The following is a 19781-nucleotide window of genomic DNA, read 5'->3' on the forward strand; positions in this document are numbered from 1 at the left end:
GATAGCTTCCTTTTTACTTTCTTCAAAGAATTTTCAGAAAAGAATATTCTGGATATAAGAATGAATTAGGCTGAAAATGTGCTGTTTTTAAGAAATCTCTTCAAATTATTGATGGTTTGGTAAATGAATTAGAGAAGAAATTGTATAAATGAGTGTAATAATATGCAGAAAACCGGTTTGTTTTTGTATGTTACTGCACGGAATATGCAATTAATAGTGTCACTATAAGTTATGTTTCTCACCGACGAACACTCTGTTTCTCACCGATGAACACTTTGTTTGCCGGTAATGAACATTCTGTTTCTTGGTAAACCAGTTGTAATGTGAGAAAATCTATCTGTTTTTAGGCTGGTTTACTTTTTATTGAAGGTAGATGTAAATTGATAAAATGGAGTAAAATGCAGTCTATGTCGTTCTAAAAAAATATATTGCCAAGTGAATATAATCGTTTTGATATGAATAAAGTCTTAGGTGTAGAAAAATGAAATTTACTATTGGTAAATGGCAGTGATTTTCAGTTTACTTCGGAAACTCCGCTAGATTATTCATTTGTAGATTGATTAAATATCCCGTTTTTAAGGATGATCTATTTTTATATCATTAATAAGTCTAAGAGTATCAATAAAAAGGAATAAGTCGATTCATTGTTTCGATTCTAATCTATTGGTCATCTCGTAAACTTATATAATGTCTATTTTTCTTTAGCCAGTGTAAATACGAACTCCAATCCTCCTCCTTGATTATTTTTAGCGGAAATGCTTCCACCATGGATAATTACAGCATTCTTTACAATTGCCAGACCAAGCCCTGTTCCGCCTAACTTACGTGAACGTCCTTTATCTACGCGATAGAAACGTTCGAAAAGGCGATTCAAATGCTCGGGAGATACACCGATACCAGTATCGGCAACACTAAAATAATAGTAGTTTTCATCTTCACGAAAACAATTGATATTGATTTGGATATTTGTTCCGGCGTAGGCTATAGCATTATCCATCAGATTACGGAAGATAGAGTAAAGCAATGAGTAATTCCCTTTGATTTGAATACTTTTTTTGAGAGAATTGACAACGGTGATTTGCTTCTCTTCTAATTCCAGAGATACTTCATTAATGATATTGCCTACTAAAAGACTAATGTCTATTCGTTCCATGTCAATCATATTAGCAGCTTCATCCATACGGGTAAGTACGGAGATATCACGAAGCAAGCGACTCAATCGATTACTTTGAGCATAACATCGTTTAAGGAAAGTATTCATCTTGTCTCTAGGGATTGTCTCATTATTGACAATAGTCTCCAGATATCCCTGAATACTGCTGACAGGAGTTTTTAGTTCATGCGCAATATTCTGAGTCAGTTGACGTTTCAGTCGCACCTGTTCTTCCTCTTGGGTGACGTCATTAATAGAAATCTCGAAACTTGCGTCCTGGAAAATGATGCACTCTACGATAAATGTCCTTCCGTTTTTGTTGATTGTCACAGACATTCTCTTTTCATCTTTACCGCTGGAACGCTGTTGCTGATTCTTGTTGATGAAATGAGTGATATCTTTCAATTCTTCAATGGCAAACACTTCCTCGGTTGTTTCCAGATTAGAGTCTGAAATCAGGTTGCTGTATTGTGTAAAAAGATTATTCACCAGAATTTCTTTCTTGTTTTTAGTGAATATCCCCAATCCTTCATGTGAAATCTGTAGGTGGGTGATTAACTTTTCACGTTCAATGTAAAGAGCATCTTTTGTTTCGTGCAGACGTTTGTATATCTGGATAATATGCTGTGAAATCTCTCCCAGTTCATTGTGTGGAAATGCAGTGTTCATCTCTATTTCAATAGGCTCGTTCCGGTCGGCACGCATGGCGAATTCGCGAAGTTGACTGATAGAAGTTCCCAGTTTCTTGGTAAACTTGTAAAAGATGAAAATTAATAGTAGAGATACAATCACAGTGAACCACAAATAGTGTGGATCTGCTTTCAGATTTTTAATCAGGCTGACGTTGTAGGGCAATGCCGAGCGTATGAAATAATCTCCGTAACGAGTAGCTGAATAGAAATATGGCACTCCTGTGGTCTCCGAAGTGCGGCGGACGTCGAATCCATTGCTGTTTTTCAGTGCCTTTTGTATTTCCGGGCGGTTCAGGTGGTTTTCAATCTGGAGATTGGATGTTTGATAACTGTCATATAACACATTGCCTTGTAAATCAATCAGCGTTACCCGTAAGTCCTTCAAAGAGTGATTGCGGATATATTCATTGATTGCCTCTTCGATAGCCGATGTGGTATTTAATTGTTCATATAGCCGGCTATTGTAATCTTGTAGTTGTGTATTTAGCAATTCGATTTTGTACTCTCTTTCGCGCTGATATTGATACGCGATAAAGCATACGGCGAATACAAGAAATAGAGATATAACCGAAAGGAACAACTTCCGGCTGAAAGAAAGAAAATGTTTATGTGTGACAGGTAGGTTCATAATTGTTTATTATTCAGCTTCAAAGCAATATCCATATCCCAGGCGGGTAACGATACATTTGCCGTATTCGCCTATTTTCTTGCGTAAACGGGTAATGTTTACGTCGATGGTACGATCGAGTACATACACTTCATCGCTCCAAATACGTGCAAGAATATCTTCGCGAGAGAAGACACGCCCTTTATTTTGTACTAACAGAAGCAGTATTTCAAACTCTTTTTTGGTAAGTTGCACTTCTTCGCCGTCGATACTTACTTTCTTTTTGGTAATATCGATCACGAGTGACTGATAAACAAGACGTTCGGGAGCTTGTTCAGTTTCTGCAGTTGTTGTTCGTCTTAAGACAGCTTTTACGCGGGCAATGACTTCACGCAGAGAAAATGGTTTCGAAATATAATCATCCGCTCCCAGATTAAATCCTGTAACGGTATCGTTCTCAGTATCTTTGGCTGTGATAAAGATGATAGGCACCTTATCCGTTTTCTTATTCTTCTTTAGCATATTAGCCATTTTGAATCCGGAGATTTCTCCCATCATCACATCGAGAAGTAGCAGGTTATAACTGCTGATATCCATCTTCAATGCTTCTTCGGCAGAATTTGCGGTATCCACTTCAAAACCTTCATTTTCCAGATTAAACTTCAGGATTTCACAGAGGTCCTCTTCATCATCGACAACTAAAATGCGGTAATCATTCATAATCTATATGTATTAATGTGATATGACAAAGTTACATTTTTATTTTATTTTGTCGCAAAGATGAGGAAACTTTGTTACGGGCGGATGAAACAAATATTACATTCATATTACATTCTACAAAATACGTTATCCGGTATAGATTTTAATAGTTTTTGCGGAATGTATGAGGAATAAATGGTTGCTATTTGTTATCTTTGTTAGAGAAATGTGATAGATACATTATAATATACATCAACAGGCAATGATAAAAATTGACTTTAAGCAGCATCGACGCGAAATAATCGGTATCATTATAGCGATTTTACTAATAATAGGAGGTATGTCTATCTTTAGATATACTTCTTTCAGTAAAAATTTTGAGATTGTAGACGATTTGGGAGGGAATATATTTCCGTCGGCTATCTTGTCGGTAGCTACAACGGATGCACAAGTAATCACACCTTCGGATTCTTTGTATTTGGGAAATCCTAAATCGTGTATTGCCATCCGGATAAAATCAAGGACAGCTTATAGTCGTGTGCGGATTGAAGTGGCGGAAACTCCTTTCTTTTCCCGTTCCGTATCGGAATTTATATTGAATAAGCCCCGGACGGAGTATACCATTTATCCGGATATTATCTGGAATTATGAAGCATTGAAAAATAATGTGCAGGCAGAACCCATCAGCGTTGCGGTGGAAGTCGAGATAAATGGAGAGAATCTGGGGCAACATGTCCGTACATTCTCTGTGCGTAGTATTAATGAATGTCTGTTGGGGTATGTGGCGAAGGGCGTTAAGTTTTATGATACCGGTATTTTCTTTGCTGCTTATGTCAATGAGGAGAATCCGATGATTGATCAATTGCTCCGCGAGGCATTAAATACTCGTATCGTAAATCGTTTTCTAGGTTATCAGAGTTCGGCTAAAGGTGCTGTAGACAAACAGGTATATGCACTTTGGAATGTTCTACAAAAACGTAAATTCCGTTATAGCTCCGTATCTAATACGAGCCTTTCAAGCAATGTCGTCTTTTCTCAACGTGTTCGTACGTTTGATGATTCATTGGAGTCTTCACAAATCAACTGTGTAGATGGAAGCGTACTTTTTGCTTCCTTGCTTCGTGCCATTAATATCGATCCGATTCTGGTACGTACGCCGGGACATATGTTTGTTGGCTATTATACGGATAACTCTCATAAAGATATGAATTTCTTAGAAACCACCATGATTGGGGATGTGGACTTGGATGACTTTTTCCCGGATGAACAGTTGGACTCTACGATGGTCGGTAAATCTCAGAATGAGATGTCATTACTAACTTTTGAAAAATCCAAAGAATACGGGAATAAGAAATACAAGGAGAATGAGAAAGGAATTCATTCGGGTAAATTGAATTATATGTTTTTGGAAATCTCCAAAGAGGTACGTCGAAAAATACAGCCTATAGGGAAATAGTGTTGCTTTTCGTCTTGTTTATCAGCCTTTCTTTGAGTGATTGAAATTATTTTCCACTTTTTATTTTTATCTTTGCATTCATAATTCTTAAAATGAAAGAGAATGCAAGGCAAGAAATTTATCTCTCCCGGAGCATGGTTCTCCATGATTTATCCATCAGACTGGAACGAGTTTGAGGATGGTGAAGGCTCTTTTCTTTTCTATAATCCCGAAGTATGGACGGGCAACTTTCGTATATCTGCTTTTAAAGGGAAAGCCGGTTATGGCAAAGAAGCCGTTCGGCAGGAACTGAAAGAGAACGAAGCAGCTTCTTTGGTTAAAATAGGAACGTTGGAATGTGCATATAGCAAAGAAATGTTTCAGGAAGAAGGGACTTATTATACTTCTCATCTATGGATGGTCGGAATAGATGATTTAGCTTTTGAATGTTCGTTTACTGTGCCTAAAGGGGGTGATGTGAAGGAGGCGGAAGCTGTCATTGCTACATTGGAAGCTCGCAAGGAAGGACGGAAATATCCAGCGGAACTTATTCCTGTTCGTCTGTTGGAGATTTACCAGATTAATGAAGGATATGAATGGGCAGTTTCTAAAGTGAAGCAGGAGTTGAAGAAAGACTTTCAGGGAGTAGAAGAAGACTTGGAAAAGCTTCAACAAGTGATTGATAGTGGCAAGATAGGTCCCAAAAAGAAAGATGAATGGTTAGCAATCGGTTTAACGGTTTGTTCTATTCTGACCAATGAAGTGGAAGGGGTAGAATGGAAAACGTTAATTGATGGAAATCGTGAAACACCTGTTCTTCAATATCACGATCAGATGATTGATCCTATGAAATTGGCTTGGAGCAAAATAAAAGCAGGTCAGCCTTGCAATGTCATTGAGGAATATAAAACTATACTTAATTAATTTAATTATCACAACCAAACTAATCACTAACCTAAGTGGCAGTACCTTATTTACAAGTAGACAATCTGACCAAGTCTTTCGGGGATTTGGTCTTGATGGAAAATATATCTTTTGGCATTGCCGAAGGGCAGCGTGTCGGACTTATCGCCAAGAACGGAAGCGGTAAAACGACTTTATTGAATATTATTGCCGGAAAAGAAGGATACGATAGTGGAAACATTGTATTTCGCCGCGATCTCCGGGTAGATTATCTGGAGCAAGATCCTAAATATCCCGAGGAACTGACTGTACTCGAAGCCTGTTTCCATCATGGGAACAGTACCGTCGAACTCATTAAAGAGTATGAACGTTGCATGGAAACAGCCGGACACCCCGGACTAGAAGATCTGTTGGTACGTATGGACCAAGAGAAAGCCTGGGAATATGAACAAAAAGCCAAACAGATTCTCTCGCAACTGAAAATCCGTAATTTCGACCAACAGGTGAAGCAACTTTCCGGTGGGCAGCTAAAGCGCGTTGCATTAGCCAATGCATTGATTACTGAGCCGGATTTACTGATTCTCGATGAGCCTACCAATCATTTGGATCTTGATATGACGGAATGGCTGGAAGAATATCTTCGTCGTACTAATCTGAGTTTGCTGATGGTGACGCATGACCGTTACTTTCTTGATCGTGTATGTTCAGAGATTATAGAAATAGATAACCGGCAAATTTATCAGTATAAAGGAAACTACAGCTATTATTTGGAGAAGCGCGAGGAACGGATTGAGGCCAAAAGTGTGGAAATAGAACGTGCCAACAATCTTTATCGTACAGAACTTGATTGGATGCGTCGTATGCCTCAGGCACGCGGACATAAAGCGCGCTATCGGGAAGAGGCTTTTTACGAATTGGAGAAGGTTGCCAAGCAACGTCTTCGCAATGATAATGTGAAGTTGGAAGTGAAGGCTTCTTATATTGGAAGTAAGATATTCGAAGCCGATCATCTCTCTAAGAGTTTCGGCGACTTGAAGATTCTGGATGATTTTTCTTATATCTTTTCCCGTTACGAAAAGATGGGAATCGTGGGAAACAACGGAACCGGTAAGTCCACCTTTATCAAGATACTGATGGGGCTGGTTCAGCCGGATAGCGGAATATTGGAAATCGGTGAAACGGTTCGCTTCGGTTATTATTCACAGGATGGGCTTCAGTTCGACGAACAGATGAAGGTGATTGATGTGATACAGGATATTGCTGAAGTGATAGAGCTGGGTAACGGCAAGAAACTGACAGCTTCGCAGTTCTTACAACATTTCCTGTTTACGCCCGAAACTCAACATAGTTATGTTTATAAGTTGAGTGGGGGAGAACGCCGTAGACTTTACCTCTGTACGGTGCTGATGCGTAATCCGAACTTCCTCGTGTTGGACGAACCTACCAACGATTTGGATATTATCACCTTAAATGTGCTGGAAGAGTATCTTCAAAGTTTCAAAGGTTGTGTGATCGTTGTATCCCACGACCGTTACTTTATGGATAAAGTAGTCGATCACTTGCTGGTGTTCAACGGGCAAGGGGATATTCGTGACTTTCCGGGGAATTATAGTGATTATCGTGATTGGAAAGAAGCGAAAGCGCAAAAAGAAAAAGAAGCAGCAAAGCCTCAGGAGGAAAAAACTGCCCGCGTCCGCCTGAACGAAAAACGAAAGATGAGCTTTAAAGAAAAGCGTGAGTTTGAACTTCTGGAAAAGGAAATTGCAGACTTGGAGACAGAGAAGGCTCAGATAGAAGAGTTGCTTTGTAGTGGTACGCTTTCTGTCGATGAACTAACGGAAAAGTCGAAACGTTTGCCCGAAGTAAATGATTTGATTGATGAGAAAACAATGCGTTGGTTGGAGCTAAGCGAGATAGAGGGTTAAGCCTAACAAACTGAATAAATACGAATAAACAAGTAATTGATAATAAATAATTTATAACTTTTCTGTCATGTCGAACCTGACCAATTATCATAGTCACTGTCTTTATTGTGACGGACGAGCAAATATGGAAGATTTCATTCGCTTTGCCATTAGTGAGGGTTTCTCTTCCTATGGTATTTCTTCTCATGCCCCACTACCATTCTCTACTGCATGGACTATGGAATGGGATCGTATGAATGATTATCTGTGCGAATTTTCCCGTCTGAAGAAAAAATATGCTGATAAGATAGAATTGGCAATCGGGCTTGAGATTGATTATCTAAATGAAGATAGCCATCCGGCTTTGCCCTGTTTCCAGGAATTGCCGCTCGATTATCGAATAGGTTCTGTACATATGTTATATTCACCGGAGGGGAAAGTGGTGGATATCGATACTTCTGCCGATACTTATCGTCGGTTGATAGACACGCATTTTGGTGGTGATATAGAACACGTAGTTCGTCTGTATTATAAGAATTTACTTCGGATGGTGGAGTTAGGTGGGTTTGACATTGTAGGCCATGCAGATAAAATGCACTATAATGCTTCATGTTATCGTCCCGGTTTGCTGGATGAGGGTTGGTATGACACTCTTGTGCGTGATTATTTTGCAGAGATAGCCCGTCGCGGTTATATGATTGAAATCAATACTAAGTCATATCGTGATTTAGGTACTTTCTATCCCAATGAACGTTATTTCCCTTTCTTAAAAGAATTAGGTGTTCGGATACAAGTAAATAGTGATGCACATTATCCGGAACGGATTAATAATAGCCGTCACGAAGCACTTCTAGCCTTGAGAAAAGCGGGATTTGAGACGGTCACAGAATGGCATAAAGGGAAATGGGAGGAAATACCCATTAATCTATAATAGGTAGGTTCCTTTCAATTTCTTCAATCTTCGCTCCTAATCTGATTTTAGACTTGTGTTCCAGTGTTTTCAGAAGATAGAAATAAATGACCTTGACTTGAATCATGGTGTTAATTTGTTCTGTATCAATCACTGAATTTGTGGATTCGTCAAGAGGACTTTGTACAAAGGTTTGTAGAAGTTCTATCATTTTAGTATCTCCCACTGTTGATAATAAATTCCAGTTGCCGGCACTTACTATCTTCTTGATGTCATTTGTTAAGGAGTTAATCATTTTTTTGAGTTCTATTATTTCTTCGTCAGTTCGATTGACGGGGCGGTTAAGCTCATTAACTAATGCATTGATTCTCATGTCTAACTCTGAGTCATGTTCTTTTATGTTAGTTTGTGCAAAGAATATTGCATCATAAATAGAATTAATTTCGTTAGTTAAAGCATTATTATTCAGCTGACAACAATACATCAGATATTGATAGATATCCTTATCGATTTGTTTTACTTTGGCTGATAATGTTCCTACGTACTCCTCGTGTCTTTTGATTGGAAGTGCTTTTATTGAACAATCCTCGTTGAGATAACGAATACTCTCTACTTCTATTTGTTTGTAATATACTTTGTATAGTGTATTGCAATCATTGAGTGCAACTTCGTATTCTTTAATCACATCGCAATTGGCAGCAGTAAAAGGTGTATCTATTTTATTAGCAGCCACTTCCGATCTGTCAAATACCAGAATATTCCGATTCAGAAAATATCTGTACTTTTCTATAACGATATTATTGCGGTAATATTCCAGATACCATTGTCTAAACGCTTCATTAGATATTGTTTCCAGAGTTTCTACTTCAGCTGATGTTTGGACCTCTTTTTCTACAATATCGGCAACTTTCAGTTTGATGTTCTCTGGTAGTAATGTCCATGAAGAGACGAAAGAAGTTACTTTTTTCTTGCTGTCACATGATGTCAAATGTGAAACTCTTTTTTCTGTAGAAGGATGTGTATCCCATGTGTTCTCAATAACGATTCTGGAAGGGGGATATAGGGTGGGTATCTCCTGATCCATCAATGATTGATAGGATATTGATAAGTGATTATTTTGAGTGATGATATCTGTTATAATTTGATATGCTTCAAAGAAGTTATTCACTTTTTTCTTTTCTTCGGCCAAATTGGCTAATGCTTCTTTAGTAACATTAAATGAGGAGGCTAAAATCTCAATTTTATATAATGCAGAAGCAAATACATCTTTTCCGATGTAATCGCATGCTATCCTGTCCGCATCATATTCCATCTGGCGTGATAGCTTGAAATAGGAATGATTCACTACTCTATACATATATTGTAATATTCTCTTGACCAGGTTAGTGAATATTCGGGTGAATTTACCAAAAAAAGCAAGAGATTGTATCGGAATTACACACCACTCATCTACCCATTTATCCCATTTATCTTCTTGAAAAGCAAGGTTATAGATAACAGTGTTGGCTATATAAACAGTAGAGCCTACTTTCATACTTTTTTGTGAGAAGTGGCCGAATTCATGTGCAAGTATCCCTTTTAGTTCATTCGTATTGGTAGCATTGAATAGTCCTAAACCTATTTCCAGATTTTTCTTTACCGGAAAGAATATACTCCAAAAACTGGTATTATAAAAGACGCAGGCATTGACATCCGGTGATAAATATACTTTTTTAGGCATAGGGCATTGCGTTTCCAAAGCAACTTCGCGGATTGCTTGAAATAACTGTGGACATTCTGTTTCTGTAATTAATCTCCTGCTCTCGTTGTTGTTTATTGTACGGGAAAAGATGAATTTCACGAGATAGATACCAAACATAAGGGAGAAACCTATTCCTCCGACCATAAGGGCGAGTAGTAAAAGCATTAGTCTTATCGAATGGAGAGCGGTTAAATGTAGAACTCCCCAAAAACAAAATTGATAAGCCAGCCAAATTAGCAGTACTCCTATGGCGATTAATCCTATATATACAAGGATAAAGAGGGATATTTTGAAGAGAACAATAGAAGAGTGCTGTCGGATAGTGTCGTTGTGTTTCATAGCCTTTATATGATATAGTTATTCCTATGCAAATATAGGATTAATTTGCATAGGAATAACTATATAAAAGACTTTTTGATGAGCAGAACAAGAATAATATTATTCTGTTCTTTTACAAGCATTTGCTTGGAAGAACTCGTTCAACGCATCTTCGTAGTTACCTTGTATTAGGATATGATGATTACCGAGTGGATTTTTCAGGAAATATTCGGTAGGGGTATTCATTTTAATGCGTACTTGTGTACGGCACATGTTGATATAGTTGGTATTTTCTGTTAATGTTCCGGTAGATAGATAATATTCGTCCAAACACTCTCCACCGCATTTTACAATAGTCACATCTCCAGTAGGAAGTAACCCCTGTATACCTATACTTTTCTCCGATTCAAAATGATTTCGGATGACATATCTCTCCGTTTGTTTGAGTCCTACGGTGCAGTGTGCCAATACCAGTTCGTTCGAACGAGAGGTTATCATAGACGGGTTAGCCATGAATCCCCCTTTTCCCGTCAGTGTTTTCACTGCAAGTAGGGTAAAGACAGATTGTAAATCGCCTTCACATCCCGCAATGATTCCTTCATCATTCAATAAGGACAAAGCCAGACAGCCGGTAGTGTCAATCTGTTCCAATATTTTAAAACAACTGAGCGTCAATGCATCCAGCTTGTTTTCTTCACACACTTTTTTAATAGCCCTATATAGTTTCATTGCATTAATTAAATCTTTGGGACTACCCTCCCGGCAAGCGAGAGCCTGTGAAGCGACGGCAGCGCACGATGCACCTACTTCGTCATCAGTGATATGTTGGAAATGCTTATATATGGACTCTAGTGGAATATCATTGTATTCGATTCCCCAACGTCGTTTGGCTAACAGATAATCTACATTGCTGGCTATTAACCAAGAAGAAGGTGTGCCAATGACGCCGATGCGTTTTCCAAATAAGGAACGCTGTGCTCGGAAGTTATTGTATAGAATATGAATTCTCAAGATGATAGCAGGTAGTTCTCCATGTAAGATTTCGCTTTTCATGCCACGTCCCCGTAACCAGGAAGAAATCTCCAAAGCTGCTGCAAGTGAATTCTGCATACCGTCAGCCAATAAAATGGTAGGGCGGGGAAGACGTTCAAAATGTTGGATCACTAATCGTTCCACTCCTCCGGTAGCGATGAAGATAATTTTGAAATCATCACTACTCAGTTTGTCCATATCTTGGTAATCGACGAATTTAACGGTATAGTATTTCTCGAGCTCACTTAACACAGCTTCATGTGAACTACGTAGTGAAGTCTGTTTGTGAAGAAGCGAAGCGAATGAGATGAGATGTATAGTCATTATGGTATTGTTTTAAGTTTTCCATATGACAAATGTATAGCTTTCTTTCCATATTTCAATAACGATTTTAACCTTGCTAAGGTTTTTAAAGTTTTTATGTCTCTGTATTCAAATTATTGCGTACATTTGCAGCTTCAAGTAGAAAAAGTAAATAGTAATTAGTAATTTGTAATTAAAATTATGCCAACCATCTCCATTCGCGGAAATGAGATGCCTGCATCTCCTATCAGAAAACTGGCTCCTTTAGCAGATGCTGCCAAACAGCGGGGAGTCCATGTGTTTCACCTGAATATCGGACAGCCTGATCTGCCCACTCCTCAGGCCGCGATTGACGCGATACGCAGTATTGACCGCAAAGTGCTGGAATATAGTCCGAGTGCCGGTTATCGTAGCTATCGCGAAAAATTAGTAGGGTATTATGCTAAATTCAATATCAATCTGACTGCTGATGATATAATTATTACATCAGGAGGGTCGGAAGCGGTGCTTTTCTCTTTTCTTTCCTGTTTGAATCCGGGAGACGAAATTATTGTTCCTGAACCGGCTTATGCCAACTATATGGCTTTTGCAATTTCAGCTGGAGCGAAAATCCGCACAATTGCCACTACCATTGAAGAGGGCTTTTCTCTTCCGAAGGTGGAGAAGTTTGAAGAACTGATCAACGAGCGGACAAAAGCGATATTGATTTGTAATCCGAATAATCCGACCGGATATCTGTATACTCGTCGTGAGATGAATCAGATTCGTGATCTGGTGAAGAAATATGACTTGTTCCTGTTCTCCGATGAAGTTTATCGTGAGTTTATTTATACCGGATCTCCTTATATCTCTGCCTGTCATCTGGAAGGGATTGAAAACAATGTTGTATTGATTGACTCCGTTTCAAAACGATATTCAGAATGCGGTATTCGTATCGGTGCGTTAATTACCAAGAACAAAGAGATACGTGACGCTGTTATGAAGTTCTGCCAGGCACGTTTAAGTCCTCCATTGATCGGACAGATTGCTGCAGAGGCTTCTTTGGATGCTCCCGAAGAATATTCGCGTGAAACGTACGATGAATACGTGGAACGTCGTAAATGTTTGATTGACGGATTGAATCGCATACCGGGCGTATATTCTCCTATACCGATGGGAGCTTTCTACACAGTGGCAAAGCTTCCGGTAGATGATTCGGATAAATTCTGTGCATGGTGTCTTTCTGATTTTGAATACGAAGGGCAAACAGTCTTTATGGCTCCGGCTTCCGGTTTCTATACGACTCCGGGTTCAGGAGTCAATGAAGTACGTATTGCTTATGTATTGAAAAAAGAAGATTTGACGCGTGCGCTTTTCGTTTTGCAAAAAGCATTGGAAGCGTACCCGGGAAGAACAGAATAAATAGAATTACGGAACAAATAAATGTCATTTTCACTTTTTATAGCTCGGCGTATTTATCGTGAAAGCGATGGTGGTAAGCAGGTATCTCGTCCTGCTGTCCTCATTGCGATGGCGGGTATTGCTGTCGGGCTAGCTGTAATGATTATTGCTGTTGCAGTAGTCGTTGGCTTTAAGAGTGAGGTGAGGGATAAAGTCGTAGGATTTGGTTCGCATATACAAATCACTAATCTGGATGCAGTTAATTCTTATGAAACTCACCCTGTTGTAGTGGGAGATAGTATGATGGCTGCACTTGTCGGTTATCCGGAAGTAAGTCACGTGCAGCGTTATTCTACGAAACCGGGAATGATAAAGACCGATGAGGCTTTTCAAGGAATGGTATTGAAAGGCGTCGGTCCGGAGTTTGACCCGCATTTTATTAAGGAATATTTGTTAGAAGGAGAAGTACCTGTTTTCAGTGATTCGGTTTCTACTAATAAAGTTCTTATTTCCAAAGCTTTGGCTACCAAGTTGAAGTTGAAGCTTGGAGATAAAATCTATACTTATTATATTCAGGATGACATTCGCGCTCGTCGGCTAACGATTGCAGGGATTTACCAGACTAATTTTTCAGAATATGATAATCTCTTCCTGCTTACGGATCTTTATACAGTCAATCGTTTGAATAGTTGGCAACCGGAGCAAGTGAGCGGGGTAGAATTAGAAGTTAATGATTATAATCGTTTAGAGGATATTACCTACAAAATAGCGGAAGATACAGATAATCAACATGATCTTTTGGGCGGTACTTATTATGTGCGGAATATAGAGCAGCTGAATCCTCAAATCTTTGAGTGGCTGGGATTATTGGATACCAATATCTGGGTAATTCTTGTTCTTATGATGGGGGTTGCCGGTTTCACCATGATTTCCGGTTTGCTGATTATTATCATTGAGCGAACCAACATGATTGGTATCCTAAAAGCTTTGGGAGTTGATAATTTCACCATTCGCAAAACCTTTTTATGGTTCTCTGTTTTTTTGATTGGTAAGGGAATGATTCTGGGAAATATCATAGGACTTGCCTTCTGTTTTCTCCAATCTTATTTTCATATATTTAAATTAGATCCTGCCAACTACTATATGGACTCCGTTCCTGTTTATTTTAATATCTGGTTCTTGTTATTAATCAATGCGGGAACATTACTTTCGTCTGTACTTATGTTGATAGGTCCTTCTTTCATCATTGCTAAAATTAATCCGGCAAGTTCAATGAGATACGAATGATAGTTCTAGTGATGGCTTTTATCTTCTCATGAAATCTCCCTTCCCACGGAAGAAACGGCAAGACTTGAATCTGAGAGACTGTATCGGTTGAAGCAAATCAAAAATAGGTAAAGAGAAAACATATTTCCTGCCTCCGCCCATTTCTTTGGCTGTCTGGTTGACTACGATTGCTTGAATGACATAGCGGAGTATCCAGGCAAATAAGGCAATTCCCGCGACCAACCAATGGAAGTTAAGGATACCGAATACGATTCCGGCAACACATACTCCATAGAATAGCAATCTTGAGAAAGTTTCGAAACCTAGTAGATAACGTTGTATACCACGATAATAACGTGCTGTCGCCATAAAACTTACCTTTTCTTCTTTCCAATCCTTTCTACGTTCTATCGGCTGTATGCGTACTGTTGCATTATAATCTGTTTCAACTCTGGTGTTTTCCGCTGTAGCTATCTGGTTAATAAACAAATCATCCTCGCCACGTTGTAGATTTAAGTAGGATGAATAACCTTTTTGTTTGAAGAATAATTCTTTTCGATAAGCCAGATTACGCCCGATACCCATATAAGGTTTTCCGGCTAAAGCAAAGCCAAGATAACGCAAAGATTGAAAGAGTGCATCAAATGCCACTTTTTTATGCAACCATCCTTTAGTACGGTCGTAACCACTATAGCCCAGTACAATTTGTGTTTGCGAAGTGAAGTTACGTGCCATTAATTTCAGCCATTGGTTACTTGCCGGAATACAGTTTGTTTCAGTAAATACCAGCCAATCGTGTTTACTAGCTTTGATACCTAATGTAAGAGCTAACTTTTTATGACTGATATATCGTGCACTTTCCGGAGTGAAACTGTGATAAAGATTAGGGTATTTTTCTTCAAAGATACCTAATACATCTGCTGTTTCATCGGTCGAGGCATCATTGATAACAATCACTTCAAATTGCGGATAATCCTGTTCCAAAATCGTTGGAAGTATTTTGCGCAAGTTATCAGCTTCATTGCGGGCACAGACAATAACAGATAGTGGAGGAAATTCTCGTGAAAAATGAACCTCTTCCTTACGTACAGCAGTATTATGTCTGTGTATCCGGTTATACAAACCGAAATAATAAATGAGTTGGATAATGAAGAGGATACCTGTAGCTGATAATAATATCAGTTCGATAGTATTGAATGTAAATGCTTCCATTAATTTATATGTCGTTTTTTATACCTGCAAAAGTACGTATTTTTTCGGTAGCTTTGTTATTTTGCAGGGAGGTTATTTCGTGAATCCAGATATTCTTTCTTAAACATATCCACAAAAAGAAAGAATAATGACAGCAATAAAGGACCGAATATGACACCCATAAACCCGAATAATGGTAATCCGACCACTACTCCGAAAATGGTTATCAACGGATGAATATCCGCCATTTTCTTTTGTAGAATAAAACGTATCAAATTGTCGAGTTGGGAAATGATTAATCCGCCATAGGCGAAGAGTCCGATAGCGTTAAACCATTCTCCATTCAATGCAAAATAAGCGGCTATAGGCACCCAGACCAAAGCTGTTCCTACCATGGGAATAACTGTCGCAAAACAAGTCAGGAATCCTAAAAGCCAGATATTGGGAGCACCGAAAATAAGATATCCGATCATGGCCACTCCTCCTTGTATGATAGCCAATAGAGGAATACCGATGGCATTGGACCGTACAATCATATAAATTTCGTGAATAACATCATTCGTGTTTGTTTCATTGAAAGGAAGGATATCATTGACATACGATTCCATTTTCTGACCACCGGTTAACATGAAATATAACACGAAAATCATTACAAATAAATTGACGGCAAGGTTGCTGATTCCCCCCATTATGGCTTGTCCTATTCGGGGAAGTAATGATACTATAAACGATAACGTATCATTTCCTAATACATCATAACCTGTTTTTTCTTTGATCGTGACCGCTGTCTGTTGGATGGGGGCAATAAAGGTTTCTGGTGCTAAATTGATATCTTGTAATTTATTTACCAACAGCCAGATAGTCAATCCGGCAGGAACAAGAAATACAAGAACAGTTTCTGAAGTGATCAGAAAAGCACTCAAACTTCGTTTCATTTTTCTTGTTACAGTCAAATAAATCATCTGGTTGCGTACTAGAATATAGATAGTGAGTGCACCCAACAATCCACCCAAAAAGGGAGTGATTTGACGGAAGATAATAACTCCCATCAATAGTATAATGACAATGAGGGAGTATTTCCAGTATTGTTCTTTAATGCTCATATTGTGTAATCAGTTCATTTATACGTTAATAAAAACAACAAAAACCCTCGAAAGGTTTGTTCTATAATGGAAGGCTGATATGAAAAAACTATTCCTAGCTGAAGACATACACAATAATTCCCGTAATAACGACATAAGCCAATGCATATGGGATAGCGGCTTTCAGTATTTCCCCTTCTTTGCCTTGTTGATTTCCGGCAGAGGTGGCAATGGCGATACTTTGCGGGGAAATAATTTTTCCTCCCGTAGCACCTACTGTATTAGCGGCTGACAACCAATCCGGGCTGACATGAATTTGTCCGGCGACACTAGCCTGTAGTTTACCAAAGAGAATATTGGAGGAGGTATCACTCCCTGTGATAAATGTTCCCAAACATCCGATGACTGGGGCAAAGAGCGGATACAAACTACCCGTAGCAGTTGCCAATGCCGTAGCAATAACAGCAATCATACCGGACGTATCCATGATAGTAGATAACCCGACTAGACAGATTACCGTTATAAAAGTTTTCTTTAACTGCTTCACAGTATTCCAAAGAACTATCAATAATTCTTTGACTTTTGCTCCCTGTATCAGTCCTCCTATAAAAGTTCCGATGAATAGTAATACACCTGCGTGAGTAAGCCAGGAGATAGTATAATTAACCGTAGAAGCATTGATCGGCAAGCTGATTCTGGTAATCCAGTTATTTTCCAATGTATGTCTTAATCCTGGGAAGAGGGGACTAGTCAGAATAATAAGGAATAGAATCAGCAAATAAATACTCCATGCATTAAGAATATCTTTCGTTTTAAGCGTGCTCTTTCGTGCCTTTTCTTCTTTGGAAGCAGTTAGTTTACCGTAGAGAACGATCACGATGATCGATAGTATGCTTCCAATAATGGCCGGAGATTCTGCACCCATATATTTGGCTGCCACATATTGTCCGAGCAAGGAAACACCTCCCACTAATAGAGCTAGAAATATATTCTTTGGTAGTGATTTCACTTTAGGATCAGTGAGGAATAGCAATACTAGAGGGATAAGGAACATTAAGACGGAAAGTTGCAACACAACGTTCGTACTCAGTTGTAATACATCTAAATTCGTTTCTTTCGCCAATACAAGTACAGGCGTTCCAATGGCTCCGAAAGCAGTGGCAACACTGTTGGCAATCAAACTGACAGTAGCAGAGAAAATCGGCTTGAATCCTAAACTGATTAATATAGCTGCCGGAATAGCAACAGCAGTACCGAATCCAGCCATTGCTTCCAGTAAACCGCCGAATCCCCAAGTTAATAACAACACCTGAATACTTTTATCCGTAGAAATCGACGAAAATTGTTGTTTGATGATTTCCATCTTCTGTGTTTTCAGCAAGACATTATAGCTGAAAATAGCCATTAAAATGATGATTAAGATAGGCGAAACAGCCTTTAATGCTCCATAGATAAATGAGAACAACAGATTGTCTATAGAGACAGAAAAACCAAAAAGAGCAATAAGGATAGTAACAATTAAAGAGATGATACTACTCTTATCACCAGACATTTTGAAGAATGCCATTAAAACTATCAACAGCAATACTGGAATTACAGCAAGAATTAGCGTCATAATAATCAGATTTAAAAAAGTGAAACGTCCGTTTGTTAAGAATATAACAAACGAACGTTTCATTTGGTCTACTGAATAGAATATTTTTTCTATTTATTTTATTTTCATGTTAAGGATTTGTTGCAATTGTTGCAAGTTTGCCTGAGCTGCTTCATTACCCATTTTGGCTGCCTGCTCGAAAGCTGCTCTAGCACGTTGGATATCACCGTTCAGGAAATTATATACACCTGTATTGTTTAAGAATTCAGCAGTGGCATGATCTGCTTTTTCCATAAATTTCACTGCTGTATTTAAATCCTTCATAGACAAAGCGACAGCTGCTGCATTCAGGTTGGCAACCGGATCGTTCGGATACATGCGAACGGCAATGTCAAATACATTTGCGAAATCCTTGCTGCCTTTCGGATAACTGTTGGCTACCTGATACATTTCATTCAAGCTCAAGTATTTAGGATTCTCACGGATAATGATGCGTCCTTGCTCTACATCGAAATTGATGACAGTATAATCGATTTTGCAATTTACTTTACGTAATCCCGGATAGATTTCTTTCAACATGGTACGATAAGGAACACCGCCACCTACGCGCATAATTTCCTGTTTACGTTTCGCATCGTCGGAAGTATTCTTGATGATATTCAGGAAAGTTTCTTTGTCTTTCATCGAAGAAGCCTCAAGAGCTTTCACCAGGCCATCCCAGTTTTCACCACCGAAAGTAACATTATAGACATTAGCAGGAACCTTCTCATTCTTTACCAGATAATCCTTCAAAGCCACTGCGCGTTTCTTTGAAAGTTGTTCATTGAATGCCAAAGGACCTTCCGGAGAAGCAAAACCTTCAATACTGATTTTTGTTACCGTCAAGTTTTTATCATTCTGGATCTTGTCGAACATCGAATGGATATTCACCAATTCGGAATGATTATTCATGAAATCAGTCAAAATGACGTATTTATTAACAGGGAAATCCAGATGAGCTTCGTATTGTTCGCTGCGTTTTTTAACCACCTCCACTGTTGGTTGGATATAAGCAACCAGTGGTGACATGGCACTCAGTCGTTTGGCTTCGGTAGAAACATCGTTTGTAATTAATTCCTGAGCAGTCATTTCCTGGTAGTTGCCACATCCGCATAAGGTCTCTACAAGTTGTAAGGAAGCATTTGCCATCCATGGTTGGTAAGGAATCACCTGTGTATAGTTTAAAGTTTCCCGTTTGTTATAAGGGACGATGATAGCTGTTGGCTCTTGTTGGTTCATGGCTAATCCACGAATATATGCTTTTTCACGTCTTTTTCCGTTTATAATAATTTCTTGTAGAGGAACATTGTGTTGCCCGTCTGTCAATAGAGGGACGAGGCTTAGGCTTCTTGCGGAACCGACAGTTAGGTTTTTCATATCCATGGTCATTCCTACATATAAAGACTCACCCTGTTGCCATAAAGTCACATCCGAGAGTGTGAGTGCATCATTCATGAATTTTTGTGCATGAGCCGGTGCTATGACGGCTGCAAGTGCTATAATGAGATAAATAAGTTTCTTTTTCATCATTG

General features: G+C 38.8%; 14 protein-coding genes. 6 read left to right on the top strand and 8 right to left on the bottom strand.

Annotated features, from left to right (window positions below):
* Positions 1-691: 691 nt before the first annotated feature.
* On the bottom strand, positions 692-2473 hold the full coding sequence (locus CZ225_RS08245; RefSeq protein WP_077153730.1) for a sensor histidine kinase: 1782 nt from the start codon (positions 2471-2473) through the stop codon (positions 692-694).
* Positions 2474-2482: 9 nt separating this feature from the next.
* A complete protein-coding gene (locus tag CZ225_RS08250) occupies positions 2483-3172 on the bottom strand; it encodes a response regulator transcription factor (RefSeq protein WP_077153731.1) in 690 nt (229 codons plus the stop codon).
* A gap of 241 nt (positions 3173-3413) precedes the next feature.
* Between CZ225_RS08250 and CZ225_RS08255 the strand changes: the two genes are divergently transcribed.
* The 4 genes from CZ225_RS08255 (at position 3414) to CZ225_RS08270 (ending at position 8324) form a co-directional block, all read left to right on the top strand.
* Positions 3414-4607 carry a hypothetical protein gene (locus tag CZ225_RS08255; RefSeq protein WP_077153732.1) on the top strand — a complete coding sequence of 398 codons (1194 nt, stop codon included), beginning with the start codon at positions 3414-3416 and terminating at the stop codon, positions 4605-4607.
* A gap of 102 nt (positions 4608-4709) precedes the next feature.
* On the top strand, positions 4710-5510 hold the full coding sequence (locus CZ225_RS08260) for a DUF3805 domain-containing protein (protein ID WP_077153733.1): 801 nt from the start codon (positions 4710-4712) through the stop codon (positions 5508-5510).
* A 35-nt stretch (positions 5511-5545) separates the two neighbouring features.
* Positions 5546-7414: an ABC-F family ATP-binding cassette domain-containing protein gene (locus tag CZ225_RS08265; RefSeq protein WP_077153734.1), complete on the top strand. Its 1869-nt coding sequence runs from the start codon at positions 5546-5548 to the stop codon at positions 7412-7414.
* Between the two features lie 67 nt (positions 7415-7481).
* Entirely contained in the window at positions 7482-8324 is an 843-nt protein-coding gene (locus tag CZ225_RS08270) for a histidinol-phosphatase (protein ID WP_077153735.1), read from the top strand.
* Here CZ225_RS08270 and CZ225_RS08275 read toward each other — a convergent pair.
* Both CZ225_RS08275 and CZ225_RS08280 read right to left on the bottom strand, forming a co-directional pair.
* Positions 8314-10383, bottom strand: coding sequence for a M48 family metallopeptidase (locus tag CZ225_RS08275; RefSeq protein WP_083714611.1), 2070 nt, complete (start codon positions 10381-10383; stop codon positions 8314-8316). The two genes, CZ225_RS08270 and CZ225_RS08275, sit on opposite strands and share 11 nt — an antisense overlap.
* Positions 10384-10482: 99 nt before the next feature.
* Positions 10483-11718: an L-arabinose isomerase family protein gene (locus CZ225_RS08280; protein ID WP_077153737.1), complete on the bottom strand. Its 1236-nt coding sequence runs from the start codon at positions 11716-11718 to the stop codon at positions 10483-10485.
* A 180-nt stretch (positions 11719-11898) separates the two neighbouring features.
* Here CZ225_RS08280 and CZ225_RS08285 point away from each other — a divergent pair, with 180 nt between their 5' ends.
* Both CZ225_RS08285 and CZ225_RS08290 read left to right on the top strand, forming a co-directional pair.
* Complete coding sequence (locus tag CZ225_RS08285; protein WP_025074415.1) at positions 11899-13098, top strand: pyridoxal phosphate-dependent aminotransferase; 1200 nt, start codon at positions 11899-11901, stop codon at positions 13096-13098.
* Positions 13099-13119: 21 nt separating this feature from the next.
* Positions 13120-14364 carry an ABC transporter permease gene (locus CZ225_RS08290; RefSeq protein ID WP_077153738.1) on the top strand — a complete coding sequence of 415 codons (1245 nt, stop codon included), beginning with the start codon at positions 13120-13122 and terminating at the stop codon, positions 14362-14364.
* Positions 14365-14382: 18 nt separating this feature from the next.
* Here CZ225_RS08290 and CZ225_RS08295 read toward each other — a convergent pair whose 3' ends face one another.
* The 4 genes from CZ225_RS08295 to CZ225_RS08310 all read right to left on the bottom strand — a co-directional run bounded on the left by CZ225_RS08295 (position 14383) and on the right by CZ225_RS08310 (position 19776).
* Complete coding sequence (locus CZ225_RS08295) at positions 14383-15555, bottom strand: glycosyltransferase (protein ID WP_077153739.1); 1173 nt, start codon at positions 15553-15555, stop codon at positions 14383-14385.
* 56 nt (positions 15556-15611) lie between these two features.
* Positions 15612-16637 (bottom strand): AI-2E family transporter, encoded by a 1026-nt coding sequence (locus CZ225_RS08300; RefSeq protein WP_077153740.1) that lies wholly within the window; start codon positions 16635-16637, stop codon positions 15612-15614.
* Positions 16638-16731: 94 nt separating this feature from the next.
* Positions 16732-18231 carry an L-lactate permease gene (locus CZ225_RS08305; protein WP_077155749.1) on the bottom strand — a complete coding sequence of 500 codons (1500 nt, stop codon included), beginning with the start codon at positions 18229-18231 and terminating at the stop codon, positions 16732-16734.
* Positions 18232-18324: 93 nt separating this feature from the next.
* Positions 18325-19776: a DUF3868 domain-containing protein gene (locus CZ225_RS08310; protein ID WP_077155750.1), complete on the bottom strand. Its 1452-nt coding sequence runs from the start codon at positions 19774-19776 to the stop codon at positions 18325-18327.
* Positions 19777-19781: the final 5 nt, after the last annotated feature.

The sequence above is a fragment of the Bacteroides bouchesdurhonensis genome (assembly GCF_900155865.1).
Taxonomy (GTDB): domain Bacteria; phylum Bacteroidota; class Bacteroidia; order Bacteroidales; family Bacteroidaceae; genus Bacteroides; species Bacteroides bouchesdurhonensis.